At 70.6% G+C, this 15912-nt stretch carries 16 protein-coding genes; 11 read left to right on the top strand and 5 right to left on the bottom strand.

Features of this window, described 5'->3' with window-relative positions; translation table 11 throughout:
- Positions 1-13: 13 nt before the first annotated feature.
- A complete protein-coding gene (locus ACUKCB_RS15430; protein WP_473036315.1) occupies positions 14-490 on the bottom strand; it encodes a ferritin-like domain-containing protein in 477 nt (158 codons plus the stop codon).
- Positions 491-531: 41 nt separating this feature from the next.
- The gene (locus ACUKCB_RS15425) at positions 532-1080 is read right to left on the bottom strand and encodes a hypothetical protein (protein ID WP_473036314.1); all 549 of its coding nucleotides are present in this window, start codon (positions 1078-1080) and stop codon (positions 532-534) included.
- 366 nt (positions 1081-1446) lie between these two features.
- Between ACUKCB_RS15425 and rimP the strand changes: the two genes are divergently transcribed.
- The 7 genes from rimP (at position 1447) to truB (ending at position 8353) form a co-directional block, all read left to right on the top strand.
- The gene (gene rimP / locus ACUKCB_RS15420) at positions 1447-1929 is read left to right on the top strand and encodes a ribosome maturation factor RimP (protein WP_473036313.1); all 483 of its coding nucleotides are present in this window, start codon (positions 1447-1449) and stop codon (positions 1927-1929) included.
- A gap of 24 nt (positions 1930-1953) precedes the next feature.
- A complete protein-coding gene (nusA, locus tag ACUKCB_RS15415; protein ID WP_473041020.1) occupies positions 1954-2976 on the top strand; it encodes a transcription termination factor NusA in 1023 nt (340 codons plus the stop codon).
- Positions 2954-3298: a YlxR family protein gene (locus ACUKCB_RS15410; RefSeq protein WP_473036312.1), complete on the top strand. Its 345-nt coding sequence runs from the start codon at positions 2954-2956 to the stop codon at positions 3296-3298. Before nusA ends, ACUKCB_RS15410 begins: the two co-directional genes overlap by 23 nt.
- A 233-nt stretch (positions 3299-3531) precedes the next feature.
- Positions 3532-6576 (top strand): translation initiation factor IF-2, encoded by a 3045-nt coding sequence (infB, locus tag ACUKCB_RS15405; RefSeq protein WP_473036311.1) that lies wholly within the window; start codon positions 3532-3534, stop codon positions 6574-6576.
- Positions 6577-6662: 86 nt separating this feature from the next.
- On the top strand, positions 6663-6959 hold the full coding sequence (locus ACUKCB_RS15400; RefSeq protein ID WP_017542630.1) for a DUF503 domain-containing protein: 297 nt from the start codon (positions 6663-6665) through the stop codon (positions 6957-6959).
- A 2-nt stretch (positions 6960-6961) separates the two neighbouring features.
- Positions 6962-7399, top strand: a complete 438-nt coding sequence (gene rbfA, locus ACUKCB_RS15395; protein ID WP_473036310.1) for a 30S ribosome-binding factor RbfA — start codon at positions 6962-6964, stop codon at positions 7397-7399.
- A gap of 66 nt (positions 7400-7465) precedes the next feature.
- Positions 7466-8353, top strand: a complete 888-nt coding sequence (truB, locus tag ACUKCB_RS15390) for a tRNA pseudouridine(55) synthase TruB (RefSeq protein WP_473036309.1) — start codon at positions 7466-7468, stop codon at positions 8351-8353.
- Here truB and ACUKCB_RS15385 read toward each other — a convergent pair whose 3' ends face one another.
- The 3 genes from ACUKCB_RS15385 to ACUKCB_RS15375 all read right to left on the bottom strand — a co-directional run bounded on the left by ACUKCB_RS15385 (position 8354) and on the right by ACUKCB_RS15375 (position 10123).
- Complete coding sequence (locus ACUKCB_RS15385; RefSeq protein WP_473036307.1) at positions 8354-8767, bottom strand: type II toxin-antitoxin system VapC family toxin; 414 nt, start codon at positions 8765-8767, stop codon at positions 8354-8356.
- The gene (locus ACUKCB_RS15380) at positions 8764-9045 is read right to left on the bottom strand and encodes a hypothetical protein (protein ID WP_473036306.1); all 282 of its coding nucleotides are present in this window, start codon (positions 9043-9045) and stop codon (positions 8764-8766) included. The genes ACUKCB_RS15385 and ACUKCB_RS15380 overlap by 4 nt, the downstream gene beginning before the upstream one ends.
- A 133-nt stretch (positions 9046-9178) precedes the next feature.
- On the bottom strand, positions 9179-10123 hold the full coding sequence (locus tag ACUKCB_RS15375) for an alpha/beta fold hydrolase (protein WP_473036305.1): 945 nt from the start codon (positions 10121-10123) through the stop codon (positions 9179-9181).
- Between the two features lie 175 nt (positions 10124-10298).
- Between ACUKCB_RS15375 and ACUKCB_RS15370 the strand changes: the two genes are divergently transcribed.
- The 4 genes from ACUKCB_RS15370 to ACUKCB_RS15355 all read left to right on the top strand — a co-directional run bounded on the left by ACUKCB_RS15370 (position 10299) and on the right by ACUKCB_RS15355 (position 15847).
- A complete protein-coding gene (locus ACUKCB_RS15370) occupies positions 10299-11261 on the top strand; it encodes a bifunctional riboflavin kinase/FAD synthetase (protein ID WP_473036304.1) in 963 nt (320 codons plus the stop codon).
- 268 nt (positions 11262-11529) lie between these two features.
- Positions 11530-11799 carry a 30S ribosomal protein S15 gene (gene rpsO / locus ACUKCB_RS15365; RefSeq protein ID WP_073704321.1) on the top strand — a complete coding sequence of 90 codons (270 nt, stop codon included), beginning with the start codon at positions 11530-11532 and terminating at the stop codon, positions 11797-11799.
- A gap of 292 nt (positions 11800-12091) precedes the next feature.
- Positions 12092-14404 (top strand): polyribonucleotide nucleotidyltransferase, encoded by a 2313-nt coding sequence (locus ACUKCB_RS15360; protein ID WP_473036303.1) that lies wholly within the window; start codon positions 12092-12094, stop codon positions 14402-14404.
- Between the two features lie 108 nt (positions 14405-14512).
- Positions 14513-15847 carry a M16 family metallopeptidase gene (locus ACUKCB_RS15355; RefSeq protein WP_473036302.1) on the top strand — a complete coding sequence of 445 codons (1335 nt, stop codon included), beginning with the start codon at positions 14513-14515 and terminating at the stop codon, positions 15845-15847.
- Positions 15848-15912: the final 65 nt, after the last annotated feature.

The following is a 15912-nucleotide window of genomic DNA, read 5'->3' as shown; positions in this document are numbered from 1 at the left end:
GGGACGCACGGTCTCACCCGTCGCCGAAACCGGGGAACGCGTCCAGTTCGGCGCCCCACTCCAGTGAGCGCACGGTCGCCTCCTGGAGGACACGCGCCGCGGTCATCCTCAGGTCGGTGTCCTCGGCGGCGCTCAACCACAGGTAGGCGTCCATCGTCGTCTGCTCCAGGCCCGCCGCGAAGGCGTCCATGTCGGCGCCGCTGCGCCCCTCGGGCAGCGGGTAGGACGTCCGCGCGGGCGGGGGCTGCACGCCGCGTTCCGTCGCGGCCGTGTGCAGTTCGTCCCGTAGCGCCCTGTGCTTGTACGTCGCCGCCGAGGCGCGCTCCCGCCGGGTCTCGTCTCCGGCGGCCCCGCCGATGAACTCGAAGCCGTACACGGCGGCGTGCTCGGCGCTCAGAGCCTCCGTCAAGGCCGCCGACGCGGGATCGCCGGCCCCCTCCGGTCCAGCGCTCTCCGAGGAGCTCTCCACGGGTGTGGGGCTGTCGCTCACCTGACTGCCTTTCGGTCGTTTCCGGGGGTTCGGGCGGGCGCTCAGGCCCGGGCGAGCAGGTGGGCGTGCCCGGCCTCGCACGCACCGATCCCGCTGATGAGCTGGGCCAGGGCCGGGTCGGTGACCGCGGCCGCCTGGTCGAGCCTGGCGCTGGTCGCCGCGGCCGTCAGGGCTCGCAGCCCCGCCGGGTCGAGCACGGCGTCCAACGCGGGGTCCTCGGGCGGGGGCGACGGTTCGCCCTCCGGCCCCGCCGAGGGCTCCTCGCTCGCCCCGACCCCCTCCGGAAGGGCGTCGACGAGCGAGTCCAGGTGGGTGACGTGCTGCTCCAACAGCCGTTCCAGGAGTTCGGCGGGCCCCGTGCCGGCCTCCAGCGCGGCTTCGTACCGCACCACCATCCGCTCCTTCTCCAGGATGAGCGAGCGCAGGACGGACACGTCGGGTGTCACGTCGAACGGATACCAGTCGGCCCTGCCGCAACCGCTCAGCCCCACGGCACCGGTCACCGCGATTCCGGACGCGACACTCGTCACCGCGAAACCCCTCACCGCGGCCCCGAGCACCGTGCGACGGCTGACGCTCCCCTGGCCCACGCGCTCTCCTCCCGTGCCCCGCGACTCGGCGCGGCGTCGACAGGACCGCCGCCAACGGCGGTCAGCCCCCATCTTTCCACGGGCGGCGGCGGGCCCGGGCCGCGCCGACACCCCCTACCAGGGCGGTGTTGCGGGCACCGGGGCCGGTGCCGGCGACGCGCCCCACCCGCTCGGACCGACCCTGGGGGCACTCAGGTGTGGATACCCTTACAGCACAACCGCCGTCGCACGCGACGCGCGGCGCTTTGCGCGTCCCTCCCGGGGCGCGGAGCGAATTCGTCGCAGACACTACGTACAGAGCTGGACCGCCCCGTTGACGGCCACGGCCGAGCGGGCGGGATTTCGCCGTTTGAGGGGCTAACACGCATGGGAGCGCAGGCGCGCAACGAGCGCATCGCCGAGCTGCTGGAGCCGGTACTGGCCGAAGCCGGACTGGACCTGGAGGGCGTCGAACTGACACCCGCGGGCAAGCGCCGGGTGCTGCGCGTGGTCGTCGACTCCGACAACGGGGTCGACCTCGACACGGTCGGTGAGGTCAGCCAGGCCGTCAACGAGGCCCTGGACGCCTCCGACGTCATGGGCGAGCAGCCCTACGTCCTGGAGGTGACCTCGCCCGGGGTGGACCGTCTACTGACCCTGCCGCGCCACTGGCGGCGCTCCCAGGGCCGGCTGGTGAAGGTCTCCCCCGTCGAGGGGGCGGACATCACCGGTCGCGTCACCGGCTCCGACGACCAGGGCGTGACCCTGGACGTCAAGGGACGGCCCCGCACCCTGGCCTACGACTCGATCGCCAAGGCCAGGGTCCAGGTGGAATTCCGTCGCGCAGCCGACGCCGACGCGGCGGACTAGAGGGGGAGCCCCGTGGATATTGACATGAGCGTCCTGCGCAGCCTGGAGCGCGAGAAGGACATCGCCGTCGAGCTGGTCGCCAAGGCCATCGAGGACGCGCTGCTGATCGCCTACCACCGCGAGGAGGGCCCCGAGAAGAAGGCTCGCGTCGAGCTGAACCGCTCCACCGGCCACGTGGTCGTCTGGGTCGCGGAGACCGACGAGGAGGGCGGGGTCGTCGGCGAGTTCGACGGCACCCCGACCGGGTTCGGTCGCATCGCGACCTCCACCGCCAAGCAGGTCATCCTCCAGCGTCTGCGCGACGCCGAGGACGAGCTGACCCTGGGCGAGTTCGCCGGCCGTGAGCACGACATCGTCTCCGGCATCATCCAGCAGGGCAAGGACCCGCGCAACGTCCTGGTCGACCTCGGCAAGATCGAGGCCGTCCTGCCCCCGCAGGAGCAGGTCCCCACGGAGGACTACACCCACGGCGAGCGCCTGCGCGCCTACGTGGTGCAGGTCCGCAAGGGCCACCGCGGCCCCTCGGTGACCCTGTCGCGCACCCACCCCAACCTGGTGCGCAAGCTCTTCGAGCTGGAGGTCCCCGAGATCGCCGACGGTACCGTCGACATCGCGGCGATCGCCCGTGAGGCCGGTCACCGCACCAAGATGGCGGTCCGTTCCAACCGGGGCGGCGTCAACGCCAAGGGCGCCTGCATCGGCCCGCTCGGCAGCCGTGTCCGCAACGTGATGGCCGAGCTCCACGGGGAGAAGATCGACATCGTCGACCACTCCGAGGACCCCGCCGTCTTCGTCGCCAACGCGCTGTCTCCGGCCCGGGTGAACTCGGTGGAGATCCTCGACATGGCGGCCCGCGTCGCCCGCGTGGTCGTGCCCGATTACCAGCAGTCACTGGCGATCGGCAAGGAGGGCCAGAACGCCCGTCTGGCAGCCCGTCTCACCGGTTGGCGGATCGACATCCGCTCCGACGCCGAGCCCGCCAGGACCGTCGCGGAGGGTGTCGACGAGCCCGTCCAGGGCGATTATGATGCCCCTCCGGCCGGTTAATCGGATCGCACCCATGTCCCGACACGATATGGTGGCCGGAGACGGTCCTGACCGTCCCGTGCGTACGTGCGTGGGGTGCCGGTCGCGGACAGTCCAGTCCGACCTCGTGCGGCTGGTGGCCGAGGGCACGGTCATCACGCCCGACACCCGGGGTCGACGTCCGGGGCGTGGCGCCTATCTGCACCACGACCGGCGATGCCTTGAGCTCGCCGAACGTCGCAGAGCGTGGCCCCGCGCCTTCCGGAAACGGAACGGTGGAGGCACCACCGGGTGGGACGTCTCACTTGTGGCGTCCCTACTCGGTGACGCCCCGCGTGAGTGAGCGCTTCACCGATCCGGATAGGGTTGGAATGTCTGGGCTGGCCTCAGGGTTGTAGAGACCGAGGTCGGCGTGCAGTGCTGTGTCGGCGCGTAAGGGCTGGCCCATTGTTGTGTAGCGATGAGGAAGCAGGTCGAGATTGCGATGAGCGCCTGATGAGTACGCAGCGATGAGTAACTCGAGCTAACGACGGTCCGGCACAAGCCCATGTCCCGGACCGAAGCTGAAGGAGAAGAGTGGCGAAGGTCCGGGTGTACGAACTCGCGAAGGAGTTCGGTGTAGAGAGCAAGGCCGTGCTGGCCAAGCTCAACGAGATGGGCGAATTCGTTCGTTCGGCGTCCTCGACGATAGAGGCCCCCGTCGTGCGACGCCTACAAGAAGCTTTCAACAACGGTTCCGACGGAAACGGCAAGAAGGGTGGCGCGGCTCCCAAGCCGGGCCCCGCCTCCAAGCCCGCCGCCGGTTCCTCCGAGCGTTCCGCGGCCCCCAAGCCGGGGCCCGCTCCCAAGCCGGGCCCGAAGCCGGGCCCCGCGGCCAAGCCCGCCGAGCCGAAGGCCGAGAAGCCGGCTGAGCCGAAGGCCGCCAAGCCTGCCGCGCCGGTCGACAAGCCTGCGGTCCCGCATTTCGAGAAGCCCGCTGAGCCCGCTCCGAAGCCCGGTCCCAAGCCGGGCCCGAAGCCGGCCCGCGGCGAGAGCGCGCCGCGCCCCGGCGGTCCCAAGCCCGGTGCGGCCGGTGGCCGCGGCGAGCGCGGCGACCGTCCCCAGCGCGGTGACCGTCCGGAGCGTTCCGGCGGTCGTGAGGGTGGCCGCGGCCCGCGTCCGGGCGGTCCCCGTCCGGGCCCGCGTCCCGGCAACAACCCGTTCGCGTCCAACGCGTCCGGCATGGGTTCCAAGCCGGCCGCTCCGCGTCCCGGCGGCGGTGCTCCGCGTCCGGGCCCGCGTCCTGCCGGTCCGCAGCAGGGTGACCAGCGCACCCCGCGTCCCGGCGGCGGCGCTCCGCGCCCCGGCGGTGCCGGTGGCCCGCGTCCGGGCCCCCGTCCCGGCGGTCCGCAGCAGGGTGACCAGCGCGCTCCGCGTCCCGGTGGCGCCGCCGGCGCCCCGCGTCCGGGCGGTGCCGGTGGCCCGCGTCCGGGCCCCCGTCCCGGTGGTCCGCGTCCCAGCCCGATGAACATGCCCTCGTCCCGCCCGGCCGCGCCTGCCGGCGGCGGTCGCGGTGGTGGCGGCGGTCGTCCCGGCGGCGGTGGCCGTGGCCGCGGCGGCGCTCCCGCGGGTGCGGGTCCGCGTCCCGGTGGCGGCGGCGGTCGTCCCGGCGGTTTCGGCGGGCGTCCCGGCGGCGGCCGTGGTCGCGGTGGCGGAACGGCCGGTGCGTTCGGTCGTCCGGGCGGTCGTCCCGGGCGTGCCCGCAAGTCCAAGAAGCAGCGGCGTCAGGAGTTCCACGAGCTCTCGGCCCCGTCCTTCGGCGGCGTCAAGATCCCGAGCGGCAACAACCAGACGATCCGTCTGTCGCGCGGTGCCTCGCTGTCGGACTTCGGTGACAAGATCGACGTCAACCCGGCGTCGCTCGTCCAGGTCATGATGCACCTGGGTGAGATGGTCACGGCGACCCAGTCGCTGCCCGACGAGACGCTGCAGCTGCTCGGCGAGGAGCTCAAGTACCGCATCGAGGTCGTCAGTCCCGAGGACGAGGACCGCGAGCTGCTGGAGTCCTTCTCCATCGAGTTCGGCGAGAACGAGGGCGGCGACGCCGACCTCCGTCCGCGCCCGCCGGTGGTCACCGTCATGGGTCACGTCGACCACGGTAAGACCCGACTGCTGGACACCATCCGCAAGACCAACGTCGTCAGCGGCGAGGCCGGCGGAATCACCCAGCACATCGGTGCCTACCAGGTCGCGACCGAGGTGGACGACGAAGAGCGCAGGATCACCTTCATCGACACCCCTGGTCACGAGGCGTTCACCGCCATGCGTGCCCGTGGTGCGAAGGTCACCGACGTCGCGGTTCTGGTCGTGGCGGCCGACGACGGCGTCAAGCCGCAGACGGCCGAGGCCATCGACCACGCCAAGGCGGCCGAGGTCCCGATCGTGGTCGCGGTCAACAAGATCGACGTCGAGGGCGCCGACCCGCAGCGGGTGCGTGCCCAGATGACCGAGTACGGCCTCGTGGCCGAGGAGTTCGGCGGCGACGTCCAGTTCGTGGACATCTCCGCGCTCAAGGGCGACAACATCGACGCCCTGCTCGAGTCGATCGTCCTGACCTCCGACGCGGCCCTGGACCTCCAGGCCAACCCGGACATGTCGGCGCAGGGTCTGGCCATCGAGGCCTACCTGGACCGCGGTCGCGGTTCCATGGCCACGGTGCTGGTCCAGCGCGGCACGCTCAACGTCGGTGACTCCATCGTCTGCGGCGACGCCTACGGCCGCGTTCGCGCCATGCTCGACGAGCACGGTGAGAACGTCCAGTCGGCTGAGCCGTCCCGTCCGGTGCAGGTGCTGGGTCTGACCAACGTTCCCAGCGCCGGTGACAGCTTCCTGGTCGTCAAGGACGACCGCGTGGCCCGTCAGATCGCCCAGCAGCGCGAGGCGCGCGAGCGCTTCGCCCAGCAGGCGAAGTCGGCCCGCCGGGTCACCCTCGACAACTGGCAGTCCGCCATCAAGGAGGGCGAGCGCTCCGAGCTGCTCCTCCTCATCAAGGGCGACATGTCCGGTTCGGTCGAGGCGCTCGAGGAGTCGCTGCTCAAGATCGACGCCGGTGGCGACGAGGTCAGCATCCGGATCATCGGTCGCGGTGTCGGTGCGATCACGCAGAACGACATCAACCTGGCGTCGTCCGCTGACGCGATCATCGTCGGCTTCAACGTTCGGCCCGAGGGCAAGAACAGCCAGCTGGCCGACCGCATGGGCGTCGACATCCGGTACTACTCGGTCATCTACCAGGCCATCGACGAGGTCGAAGCCGCCGTCAAGGGTCTCCTCAAGCCCATCTACGAGGAGGTCCAGCTCGGCAGCGCCGAGATCCGCGAGGTCTTCAAGGTGCCGAAGATCGGCAACATCGCCGGTTCCATCGTCCGCGACGGCATCATCCGCCGTAACAGCAAGGCACGTCTCATCCGCGAGGGCCGGGTCATCTCGGAGAACCTCAACGTCGAGTCGCTGCGTCGCTTCAAGGACGACGCCACCGAGGTCCGCGAGGGCTTCGAGTGCGGTATCGGTGTCGGTTACAACGACCTCCGGGTCGAGGACGTCATCGAGACCTACGAGATGCAGGAGAAGCCCCGCGACTAGTCGCGAGGACTGATCCACCTGGGGCCCCGGACGATCGTGTCCGGGGCCCCGCCTTTGACGGCTCACACAACACCACAGGTGATCACTTGTACGTTGGGGCGCTGACCCTGGACGTCCTCCTCGGAGACGTCCACTCGCTCAAACAGAAGCGTTCGATGGTGAGGCCTGTCGTCGCCGAACTGCGCCGGAAGTTCTCGGTGTCGGTCTCGGAGGTCGGCGAGCACGACCTCTACCGTCGGGCGAAGATCGGTGTCGCGGTGGTCGCACCGACCGCCGCCCACGCCCGGGACCAGATGGACACCTGCGAGCGTTTCGTCGCGGGCCGTCCCGAACTGGAGCTGCTCTCCGCCAGGCAGCGGCTCTTCAACGAAGAGGAAGACTGACGATGGTTGACGCCGCACGTGCGCGAAAGATCGCCGACCGTATCCAGCGCATCGTCGCCGAGATGCTGGACCGGCGGATCAAGGACCCGCGCCTGGGATTCGTCACCGTGACCGACGCCCGGATCACCGCGGACCTGCGGGACGCCACGGTGTACTACACGGTGTTCGGATCCCCGGAGGAGAAGTCGGCCAGCTCCGCCGCTCTGGAGAGCGCCAAGGGCGTGATCCGCAGCGAGGTCGGCCGACAGACCGGTATCCGGCACACGCCCAGCCTGACCTTCGTCGTCGACGAGGTCCAGGAGAACGCCCAGCACATCGAGAAGTTGCTGGTCGAGGCGCGTAAGGCTGACGAGGAGGTGGCCCAGCGGGCCACCGGTGCCAAGCCCGCGGGTGAGGCGGACCCGTACAAGGTCCCCCGCGAGGACGAGGACGACGAGTAACACCCTTCCGGGTGGCGGCGCGACCTGCGCCGTCACCCCTCCCTTCCCACATCCCTGAGGAGTCCCATGGCCGAGAGCGGTGTCGTGGTGGTCGACAAGCCCGCCGACTGGACGTCACACGACGTGGTCGCCAAGACCAGGGGTCTGGCGCGGACCCGGCGTGTGGGCCACGCGGGCACCCTGGACCCGATGGCCACCGGGGTCCTGGTCCTGGGGATCGAGAAGGGCACCAAGCTGCTCGGCCACCTGACCCTGACGGAGAAGACCTACGAGGCCACGATCCGGCTCGGCCTGGTGACCAACACCGACGACGCCGAGGGCGAGCCCGGAGCGCGGGCGGACGCCTCCGGGGTCTCGGAGGCGGACGTGCACGCGGCCGTCGCGAAGCTCACCGGCCTGATCGAACAGGTGCCGCCGCAGGTCAGCGCGATCAAGGTGGACGGTAAGCGGGCCTACAAGTCGGCCCGTGAGGGCAAGGAGGTCGCGCTCAAGGCCCGCACGGCGACGATCTCCCAGTTCGACGTCACCGGCATCCGCCGTGTCCCCGACCCCGAGGGCGCCTTCGTCGACGTGGACGCGGTCATCACCTGTTCCAGCGGTACCTACATCCGGTCGCTCGCCCGCGACATGGGCGCGGACCTCGCGGTGGGCGGACACCTGACCGCGCTGCGCCGCACCCGGGTGGGCCCCTACGACCTGTCGCAGGCCCGTACCCTGGACCAGCTCGCCGAGGAGTACACCCAGATCCCGCTGGCCCAGGTGGTGGCCGCGACCTTCCCGGTGCGCACGATGGACGAGGCCGAGACCCGTGCCATCCGGCACGGCAACCGCATCGGTCCGAGCTCCCTGGGCGAGGGGCCCGTGGGCCTGTTCTCCCCCGACGGCACCGTCATCGCCCTGGGTGAGAACCGTCCCGGCCACATGAAGCCGGTCGTGGTCTTCTCCCCGGCCTGATCAGATCTTGATCACGGCGGCTCGGCCCGCGCACAGGGCCAGCAGGTCGTCTGGATCGGACGTCAGGATCGTCGCCGGTCCGCCGACCCGTAGCGCGGTCGCGCACAGCATGGCATCGATGGCGTGCCTGTGACCGTGAAGACCGGCGTCTCGCAGCAACTGCGCGGCCAACAGGGAGACGTCCCTGGTGACGGGTTCGATGATGATTCTGGAGAGGACCCAGTCCAGGGCCGGACGCCTGATCCTTGGGTGGACGACTTCGACCAGTGTCGCTGCGCTGGTCAAGACCGGAATTCCCTTCGCGGAAGCAGCTGTGACCCACTGGGTCATCCGACTGTCCCGAAGGACGGTCTGGGACAGGCCCTCGGAGTCCAGGACGAGGGCACTCGTCCTGGAGGTGCGGTTCCGGTTCACGCCGCCTCCCGGCCCGGGTCCTCGGATCCGGGGACAACACCTTGTTCCGTATGGGCACGATCGATTTCGTCGTGGACCTGTTGGATCGCCTCGTCACTGACCGGGCCGTTCGCTTCCTGCATCCAGGTCGCGAGCTCGTGGAGCCGTTCCCGCTCGACACGGTGTCGGAGCGCCTGCTCCAGATACGAGGACAGCCCGGAGTCGCCGCTCCTGCCCCGTGCTTCGTCGACGAGGTCCTTGGGGAGGTTGACGGAGTATTCCTGGTACGAGCTGCTCATGGGTTGAACGGTACCCAGAGTGGTTCCGGCCATACCGGGGGCACGGTTGCCGACCATCGGAAACATGATGTCCTGCATCCGCTCTTCATGTTGTACTTTGCTCGCGCTCAGTAACATAACGGCCTGAGGTCCGCTACGGGGCGACTTCTTCGAACCCGTGGGGAAAAGGTGTCCGTGGAGAAGCATCCGCCCTGGTCCTCGCGTCGATCTGAGCTCTCCCGCCAGGCGGGCGCCGAGCGTTCAGGAACTCTGACAGGGCGGCCGTCAGCTCGCCGGGGCGTTCCACGGAGGGCAGGTGGCCGGTCTCGGGCAGTTCCAGCAGCCGGGCGCCGCGAACCCCCTTCGCGTACAGGTCGGCGACCGCCTGGACCTGGGGGACCTCCGACAGGCCCTTGACCACCAGGGTCGGTACATCGATCTCGTGCAGGCGGTCCACCGCCGGGCGCTCGGGCCACTCCGCGTGGTTGGCGGGGCTCGCCCAGCGGCGGGCGAACATCTCCCGAAGCATCAGCAGCGACAGGTCCCAGGCCTCGGTGGGCATCTCCTCGGGTGCGCGCCCCGGGCCCAGCACCATGAACCTCGCCTGCGCCTCGGCCATCGCGGCCACGTCCGCCGGGTCCACCGACGCGCCGCCCGCCCGATAGGCGGACAGCCGTTCGTGGGGTACCGCGGACAGCGCCATCTGCTGTCCGGTCCGGACGAACACCTCCGGCCACACGTACCCCGACATCCCGGGGCAGACCAGGGCGAGCGCGCTGACCCGCTCCGGGGCGGCCAGGGCCGCGTCCACCGCGTAGGCGCCGCCGAAGGACGCGCCGACCAGTGCGGCCTCCCCGATCCCCAGGGCGTCCATCAGGGCCAGCAGGTCCTCGTGGTGCCGGACCGGCCCCTCGTGGTCGGCCGAGTCCCCGTGGCCGCGCCAGTCGTAGCGCACCACCCGGTGCCGCCTGGCGAGTTCCGCGAACTGGTGGTCCCACATCCGCCGGTCGGCCACCCCCGCGTGCACGAGGACGACCGGGGGGCCGGCCCCGGCCTCGTCGTAGGCCAAACGTGTCGTACCGGTGTCGATCGTCGCCATCCAGGCACGCTAGACCTTGCCCCGTGGGCGTGCCAACCCGCCTCTGCCCACGGCAGAGCCCCGGCCGTGCCGCGCCGGAGCGCGGCGGGCCGCACCGGGGGAGTGTCGGAAACAGGGCCGCCGCCGTGGCAGGCTTGGGGCGAACGAACTCTGACGACGGACAAGGGGACCGGACGTGCGGCGATGGGACGGGCTGGAGGACATTCCCTCCGACTGGGGGCGGTCCGTGGTGGCGGTCGGTGTCTTCGACGGGGTGCACCGAGGCCACCAGGCGATCCTGGCCTCCGCGCGCGCCCACGGGCGCGAGCTCGGGCTCCCGGTGGTGGTGGTGACCTTCGACCCCCACCCCCAGCGGGTGCTGCGCGGGGTCACCCCGCCCGTGCTGACCCCCGTCGGGCGTCGCGTCGAGCTCATGGAGCCCTTCGGGGTCGACGCGGTGTGCGTCCTGCCGTTCAGCGAGGAGCTGTCCGATCTCAGCGCCGAGGGGTTCGTCCAGCGGGTGCTGGTCGACCGGCTCGCCGCCGCCGCGGTGGTGGTCGGGGAGGACTTCCGGTTCGGGCACCGCGCGGCCGGGAACGTCGCCGTGCTGGCCGAACTGGGCGAGAGGTACGACTTCACCGCCGACGGGGTGCGCCTGGTCGCCGAGGGCGAGACCATCACCTCCACCCGGATCCGTTCCCTGCTGGACGAGGGCGACGTGGCCGCCGCGGCGGACCTGTTGGGCCGCCCCCACCGGGTGAGCGGAAGGATCGTGCACGGGGCGGCCCGCGGCCGTGAACTGCTCGGTTTCCCCACCGCCAACGCGGACCTGCCCCCGGACACGGCTGTGCCCGGCGACGGGGTCTACGCCGGGTGGCTGAGCCGCCTGGAACCGGTCGGCGGACAGGAGGGCCGCTGGCCCGCGGCGGTCTCGGTGGGCACCAACCCCACGTTCAACGGGGCCGAGCGCACGGTGGAGGCCTACGCGCTGGACCGGGACGACCTGGAACTGTACGGGCTGCGCATGGCGGTCGACTTCACCGCGCGTATCCGCGGCCAGGAGAGGTTCGACAGTATCGACGAGCTGATCGTGGCCATGCACCGCGACGTCGACCGCTGCCGGGACGTGCTGGCCGCGGAAGCCGGCGACAGCGCCTGAGCGGGCTTCGCCGGGACGAGCCCGGGGTCACCGCCGGGGCGGGGTCCCCGGCCCCTGAACTGCGGTAGGGTGGATGAGTCCACGTGTGCCCGCGGCCGGGCCACCCCAGGGGTGGCGGAGCCGGCGGGGCGCGGTGCACCCACGCCGTCGGCGTCGGTCCGCGCACACCACACGCGACGGTGACTGTTCGTACGCGCGGTCACCGCGTCTGACCCCTGTCACGTGCCGGGGTTCGCCCTGCGTACCGATTCATCAGAGAAGGAGCGTTGTGTCGATCGACACCGCCACCAAGGAAAAGATCATCGCCGAGTACGGCACCAAGGAAGGCGACACCGGTTCGCCCGAGGTCCAGGTCGCGCTGCTCACGCACCGCATCATCGAGCTCACCGAGCACCTCAAGGACCACAAGCACGACCACCACAGCCGCCGTGGCCTGCTCCTGATGGTCGGCCGCCGTCGTCGGCTGCTCAAGTACGTCGCCAAGCAGGACATCACCCGCTACCGCTCGCTGATCGAGCGTCTGGGTCTGCGCCGCTAGGTGAATCCGGAGGGAGTGGCTTCGGCCGCTCCCTCTTTGTTAGTAAGGTGTAACCGTAGTGGCGGCCGACACGGTCGCCGCACGGTGAGCCACACCCGTGCCGTTTCCCCGGTCCATATGGGTCGGTCCTCGGTAGTGGTCTCCGGCAACACCGCCTCAGCGGCGGTGCCGTGGACTTCGATCGATGACCGGCCGTCATCACCTCCGGGGCACGACGCGGGCGAGAAAGCAGCGTCGCGCCCTCCGGCCCAGCCGGAGGCGACGCAGTCCAACGTGTAGTAGGAGGTCGCCCATGGAGGGCGCTTACTCGGCCGAAGCCGTCATTGACAACGGCAAGTTCGGCACCCGTACCATCCGCTTCGAGACCGGCCGTCTGGCCCGTCAGGCCGCCGGCGCGGCCACGGTCTACCTGGACGACGAGACCGTCGTCCTGTCGGCGACCACCGCCTCGAAGCGCCCCAAGGAGAACCTCGACTTCTTCCCGCTGACGGTGGACGTCGAGGAGCGGATGTACGCCGCGGGCCGCATCCCCGGCTCCTTCTTCCGGCGTGAGGGCCGTCCTTCCGAGGACGCCATCCTCACCTGCCGCCTGATCGACCGCCCGCTGCGCCCCTCCTTCAAGAAGGGCCTGCGCAACGAGATCCAGGTCGTCGAGACGATCCTGGCGCTGCACCCCGAGCACCTGTACGACGTCGTCGCCATCAACGCGGCCTCGATGTCCACGCAGATCTCCGGGATCCCCTTCTCCGGCCCCATCGGCGGCGTCCGTGTCGCCCTGATCGACGGCCAGTGGGTGGGCTTCCCCACCCACGGTGAGCTGGAGAACGCCACCTTCGACATGGTCGTCGCCGGCCGTGTCCTGGAGGACGGCGACGTCGCGATCATGATGGTCGAGGCGGAGTCCACCACCCAGACCCTGAAGCTGGTCGCCGAAGGGGCCGTCGGTCCCAACGAGCAGACCGTCGCCGAGGGACTGGAGGCGGCCAAGCCCTTCATCAAGGTGCTGTGCAAGGCCCAGCAGGCCGTCGCCGAGCAGAGCAGCCGCGAGCAGGCCGAGTTCCCGATCTTCCTCGACTACGAGGACGACGCCTACGCCGCCGTCGAGGGCGCCGTGCGCGAGGAGCTGGCCAAGGCGCTCACCATCGCCGACAAGCAGGACCGCGAGGCCCAGCTCGACAAGATCAAGGCCGAGGCCGCCGAGAGGCTCGCCGAGGACTTCGAGGGTCGGGAGAAGGAGGTCAGCGCCGCCTTCCGCAGCCTGAGCAAGCAGCTCATGCGCGAGCGCGTCCTGCGCGAGAAGGTCCGCATCGACGGCCGCGGCCCCAAGGACATCCGCCAGCTGAGCGCCGAGGTCGGCATTCTGCCGCGGGTGCACGGTTCGGCCCTCTTCGAGCGCGGTGAGACCCAGATCATGGGCGTTACCACGCTGAACATGCTGCGCATGGAGCAGACGGTTGACACGCTCAACCCGGACAAGACCAAGCGCTACATGCACAACTACAACTTCCCGCCCTACTCCACCGGTGAGACCGGTCGGGTGGGCTCGCCCAAGCGGCGCGAGATCGGGCACGGCGCCCTGGCCGAGCGGGCCCTGCTGCCGGTTCTGCCCGCCCGCGAGGAGTTCCCGTACGCCATCCGCCAGGTGTCCGAGGCCCTGGGGTCCAACGGCTCCACCTCGATGGGTTCGGTCTGCGCCTCCACCATGTCCCTGATGGCGGCCGGCGTGCCGCTCAAGGAGATGGTCTCCGGTATCGCCATGGGTCTGATCAGCCAGGGCGACGAGTTCGTCACGCTGACCGACATCCTCGGTGCCGAGGACGCCTTCGGCGACATGGACTTCAAGGTCGCCGGTACCCGTGAGCTGATCACGGCCCTGCAGCTGGACACCAAGCTCGACGGCATCCCCGCCGAGCAGCTGGCCCTGGCCCTGCAGCAGGCCCGCGGCGCCCGCCTGGCGATCCTCGACGTCATGCAGGAGGCCATCGAGCGTCCGGCCGAGATGAGCCCGAACGCTCCGCGCATCCTGACCGTCAGGGTCCCCGTCGAGAAGATCGGCGAGGTCATCGGCCCCAAGGGCAAGATGATCAACTCGATCCAGGACGACACCGGCGCGGACATCTCGATCGAGGACGACGGCACCATCTACATCGGTGCCACCGACGGCCCCTCCGCGGAGGCCGCCCGGGACACGATCAACCAGATCGCGAACCCGACCATGCCCGAGGTGGGCGACCGCTACCTGGGCACCGTCGTCAAGACGACCGCCTTCGGCGCGTTCGTCTCGCTGCTGCCCGGCAAGGACGGTCTGCTGCACATCTCGCAGATCCGCAAGCTGCACGGCGGCCAGCGGATCGAGAACCTCGACGACGTGATCAGCATCGGCGAGAAGATCCAGGTCGAGATCCGCGAGATCGACGACCGCGGGAAGCTCTCCCTGGTCCCGGTCGAGGTCGTCGAGTCCGAGGCGGCACCGGCCCCCAAGGCCGAGAAGCCCGACGAGGCCGAAGCCGCGGACGAGGGTTCCGACAAGGGCGACGACAAGGGCGAGGGCGCCCCGCGCCGTCGTCGGCGTCGTAGCTCGGGCGGGCGTTCCGAGAACACCTGATCCCATCTGACCCGGTACGGGGCGGTCGCGTCTTTCACGATGCGGCCGCCCCGCCGTCGTTCGACACGTATGCTCTGCTGGATGTTCCGACGCGTAGAAGAAGGATTTATGAGTTCTGTCCCCATCGCCGCCGAGCAGGATCCGGGCACGACCGTGACACTGCTGGAGCCCGACGGCGGTTCCGGTCTGGTGCGTCGGACGGTGCTGCCCGGCGGACTGCGCGTGGTCACCGAGAACATCCCCGGGGGCCGGTCCGCGGCCTTCGGGATCTCCGCGGCCACCGGTTCCCGCGACGAGGACTCCGCGCACGCGGGGTCGGCGCACTTCCTGGAGCACCTGTTGTTCAAGGGGACCAGGACCCGGTCGGCGCTGGAGATTTCCGCGCTGCTGGACGGGGTGGGCGCCGACCACAACGCCTACACCACCAAGGAGCACACCTGCTACTACGCGAAGGTCCTGGACCGGGACCTGCCGCTGGCGGTGGACGTGGTCGGCGACATGGTCGCCAACTCCGTGCTCGACGAGGGCGAGGTGGAGACCGAGCGTGGCGTGATCCTGGAGGAGATCGCCATGTACGAGGACGAGCCCGCCGATCTGGTGGACGACGTCTTCGCGGAGCACTTCTTCGGCGACACCCCGCTGGGCCGCCCCATCCTGGGCACCACCGACAGCATCGGGGCGCTGACCCGCGACCGCATCGCCGAGCAGTACCGGGACGCCTACGTGCCCTCGGAGCTCATCGTCACGGCGGCGGGCAGCCTGGAGCACGACAAGGTCGTCGAGCAGGTCCGGGCGATGTTCGCCGACCAGTTGGCGGCCGCGGGCGACGCCCGCCCGTCCCGTCCGCGCGGGCCCGGTGAGCCGGTGCGCACGTACGGCGGCACGGTCGTGCAGCCGCGGGAGACCGAACAGGCCCACATCATCCTGGGCTCGGAGGGCCTGACCCGCGCCGACCCGCGCTGGCACGCCCTGCGCCTGCTCAGCGCCGCCCTGGGCGGCGGTATGTCGTCCCGCCTGTTCCAGGAGGTGCGGGAGAAGCGCGGCCTGGCCTACGCGGTGCAGGCCTACCACACGGCCTACGCCGACACCGGCACCTTCCAGATCTACGCGGGCTGCCTGCCGGAGAAGGCCGACGAGGTCATCGGGGTCTGCCGTGACGAGCTGGCCAAGGTGGCCGCCTCCGGTATCACCTCGGAGGAGCTGAGCCGGGCCAAGGGCCAGATCCAGGGGGCCATGGTGCTGGGCAGCGAGGGCACCAGCGCCCGGATGGGACGCCTGCTCTCACACGAGCTGACCCGGCCGCGGCACTCCTCCATCGACGAGGACCTGGCCCGGTACGACGCCGTCACCCGTGACGACGTGGCCGAGGCCGCGGCCGAGCTGCTGGCCCGCCCGCGCGCGCTGGCCGTGATCGGCCCCTACGAGGCCGACCGCGAGTTCTAGGCTCCCGTGTTCCGGTCCGTTCCGGGCCCGCTCCGCACGCCGCGGGGCGGGCCCGGTCCCGTTTC

Source organism: Nocardiopsis moroccensis, assembly GCF_055763695.1.
This window is presented reverse-complemented; position numbering and strand designations above follow the sequence as displayed.

What these genes read in the sequence shown, in the direction of transcription:
- ACUKCB_RS15380 (WP_473036306.1), bottom strand. Translation starts at nt 9,045, where the DNA reads ATGAGCAGCTCGTACCAGGAATACTCCGTCAACCTCCCCAAGGACCTC.
- ACUKCB_RS15360 (WP_473036303.1), top strand. Translation starts at nt 12,092, where the DNA reads ATGGAGGGCGCTTACTCGGCCGAAGCCGTCATTGACAACGGCAAGTTC.
- ACUKCB_RS15410 (WP_473036312.1), top strand. Translation starts at nt 2,954, where the DNA reads ATGATGCCCCTCCGGCCGGTTAATCGGATCGCACCCATGTCCCGACAC.
- rimP (WP_473036313.1), top strand. Translation starts at nt 1,447, where the DNA reads ATGGGAGCGCAGGCGCGCAACGAGCGCATCGCCGAGCTGCTGGAGCCG.
- nusA (WP_473041020.1), top strand. Translation starts at nt 1,954, where the DNA reads ATGAGCGTCCTGCGCAGCCTGGAGCGCGAGAAGGACATCGCCGTCGAG.
- rbfA (WP_473036310.1), top strand. Translation starts at nt 6,962, where the DNA reads ATGGTTGACGCCGCACGTGCGCGAAAGATCGCCGACCGTATCCAGCGC.
- ACUKCB_RS15355 (WP_473036302.1), top strand. Translation starts at nt 14,513, where the DNA reads ATGAGTTCTGTCCCCATCGCCGCCGAGCAGGATCCGGGCACGACCGTG.
- ACUKCB_RS15375 (WP_473036305.1), bottom strand. Translation starts at nt 10,123, where the DNA reads ATGGCGACGATCGACACCGGTACGACACGTTTGGCCTACGACGAGGCC.
- truB (WP_473036309.1), top strand. Translation starts at nt 7,466, where the DNA reads ATGGCCGAGAGCGGTGTCGTGGTGGTCGACAAGCCCGCCGACTGGACG.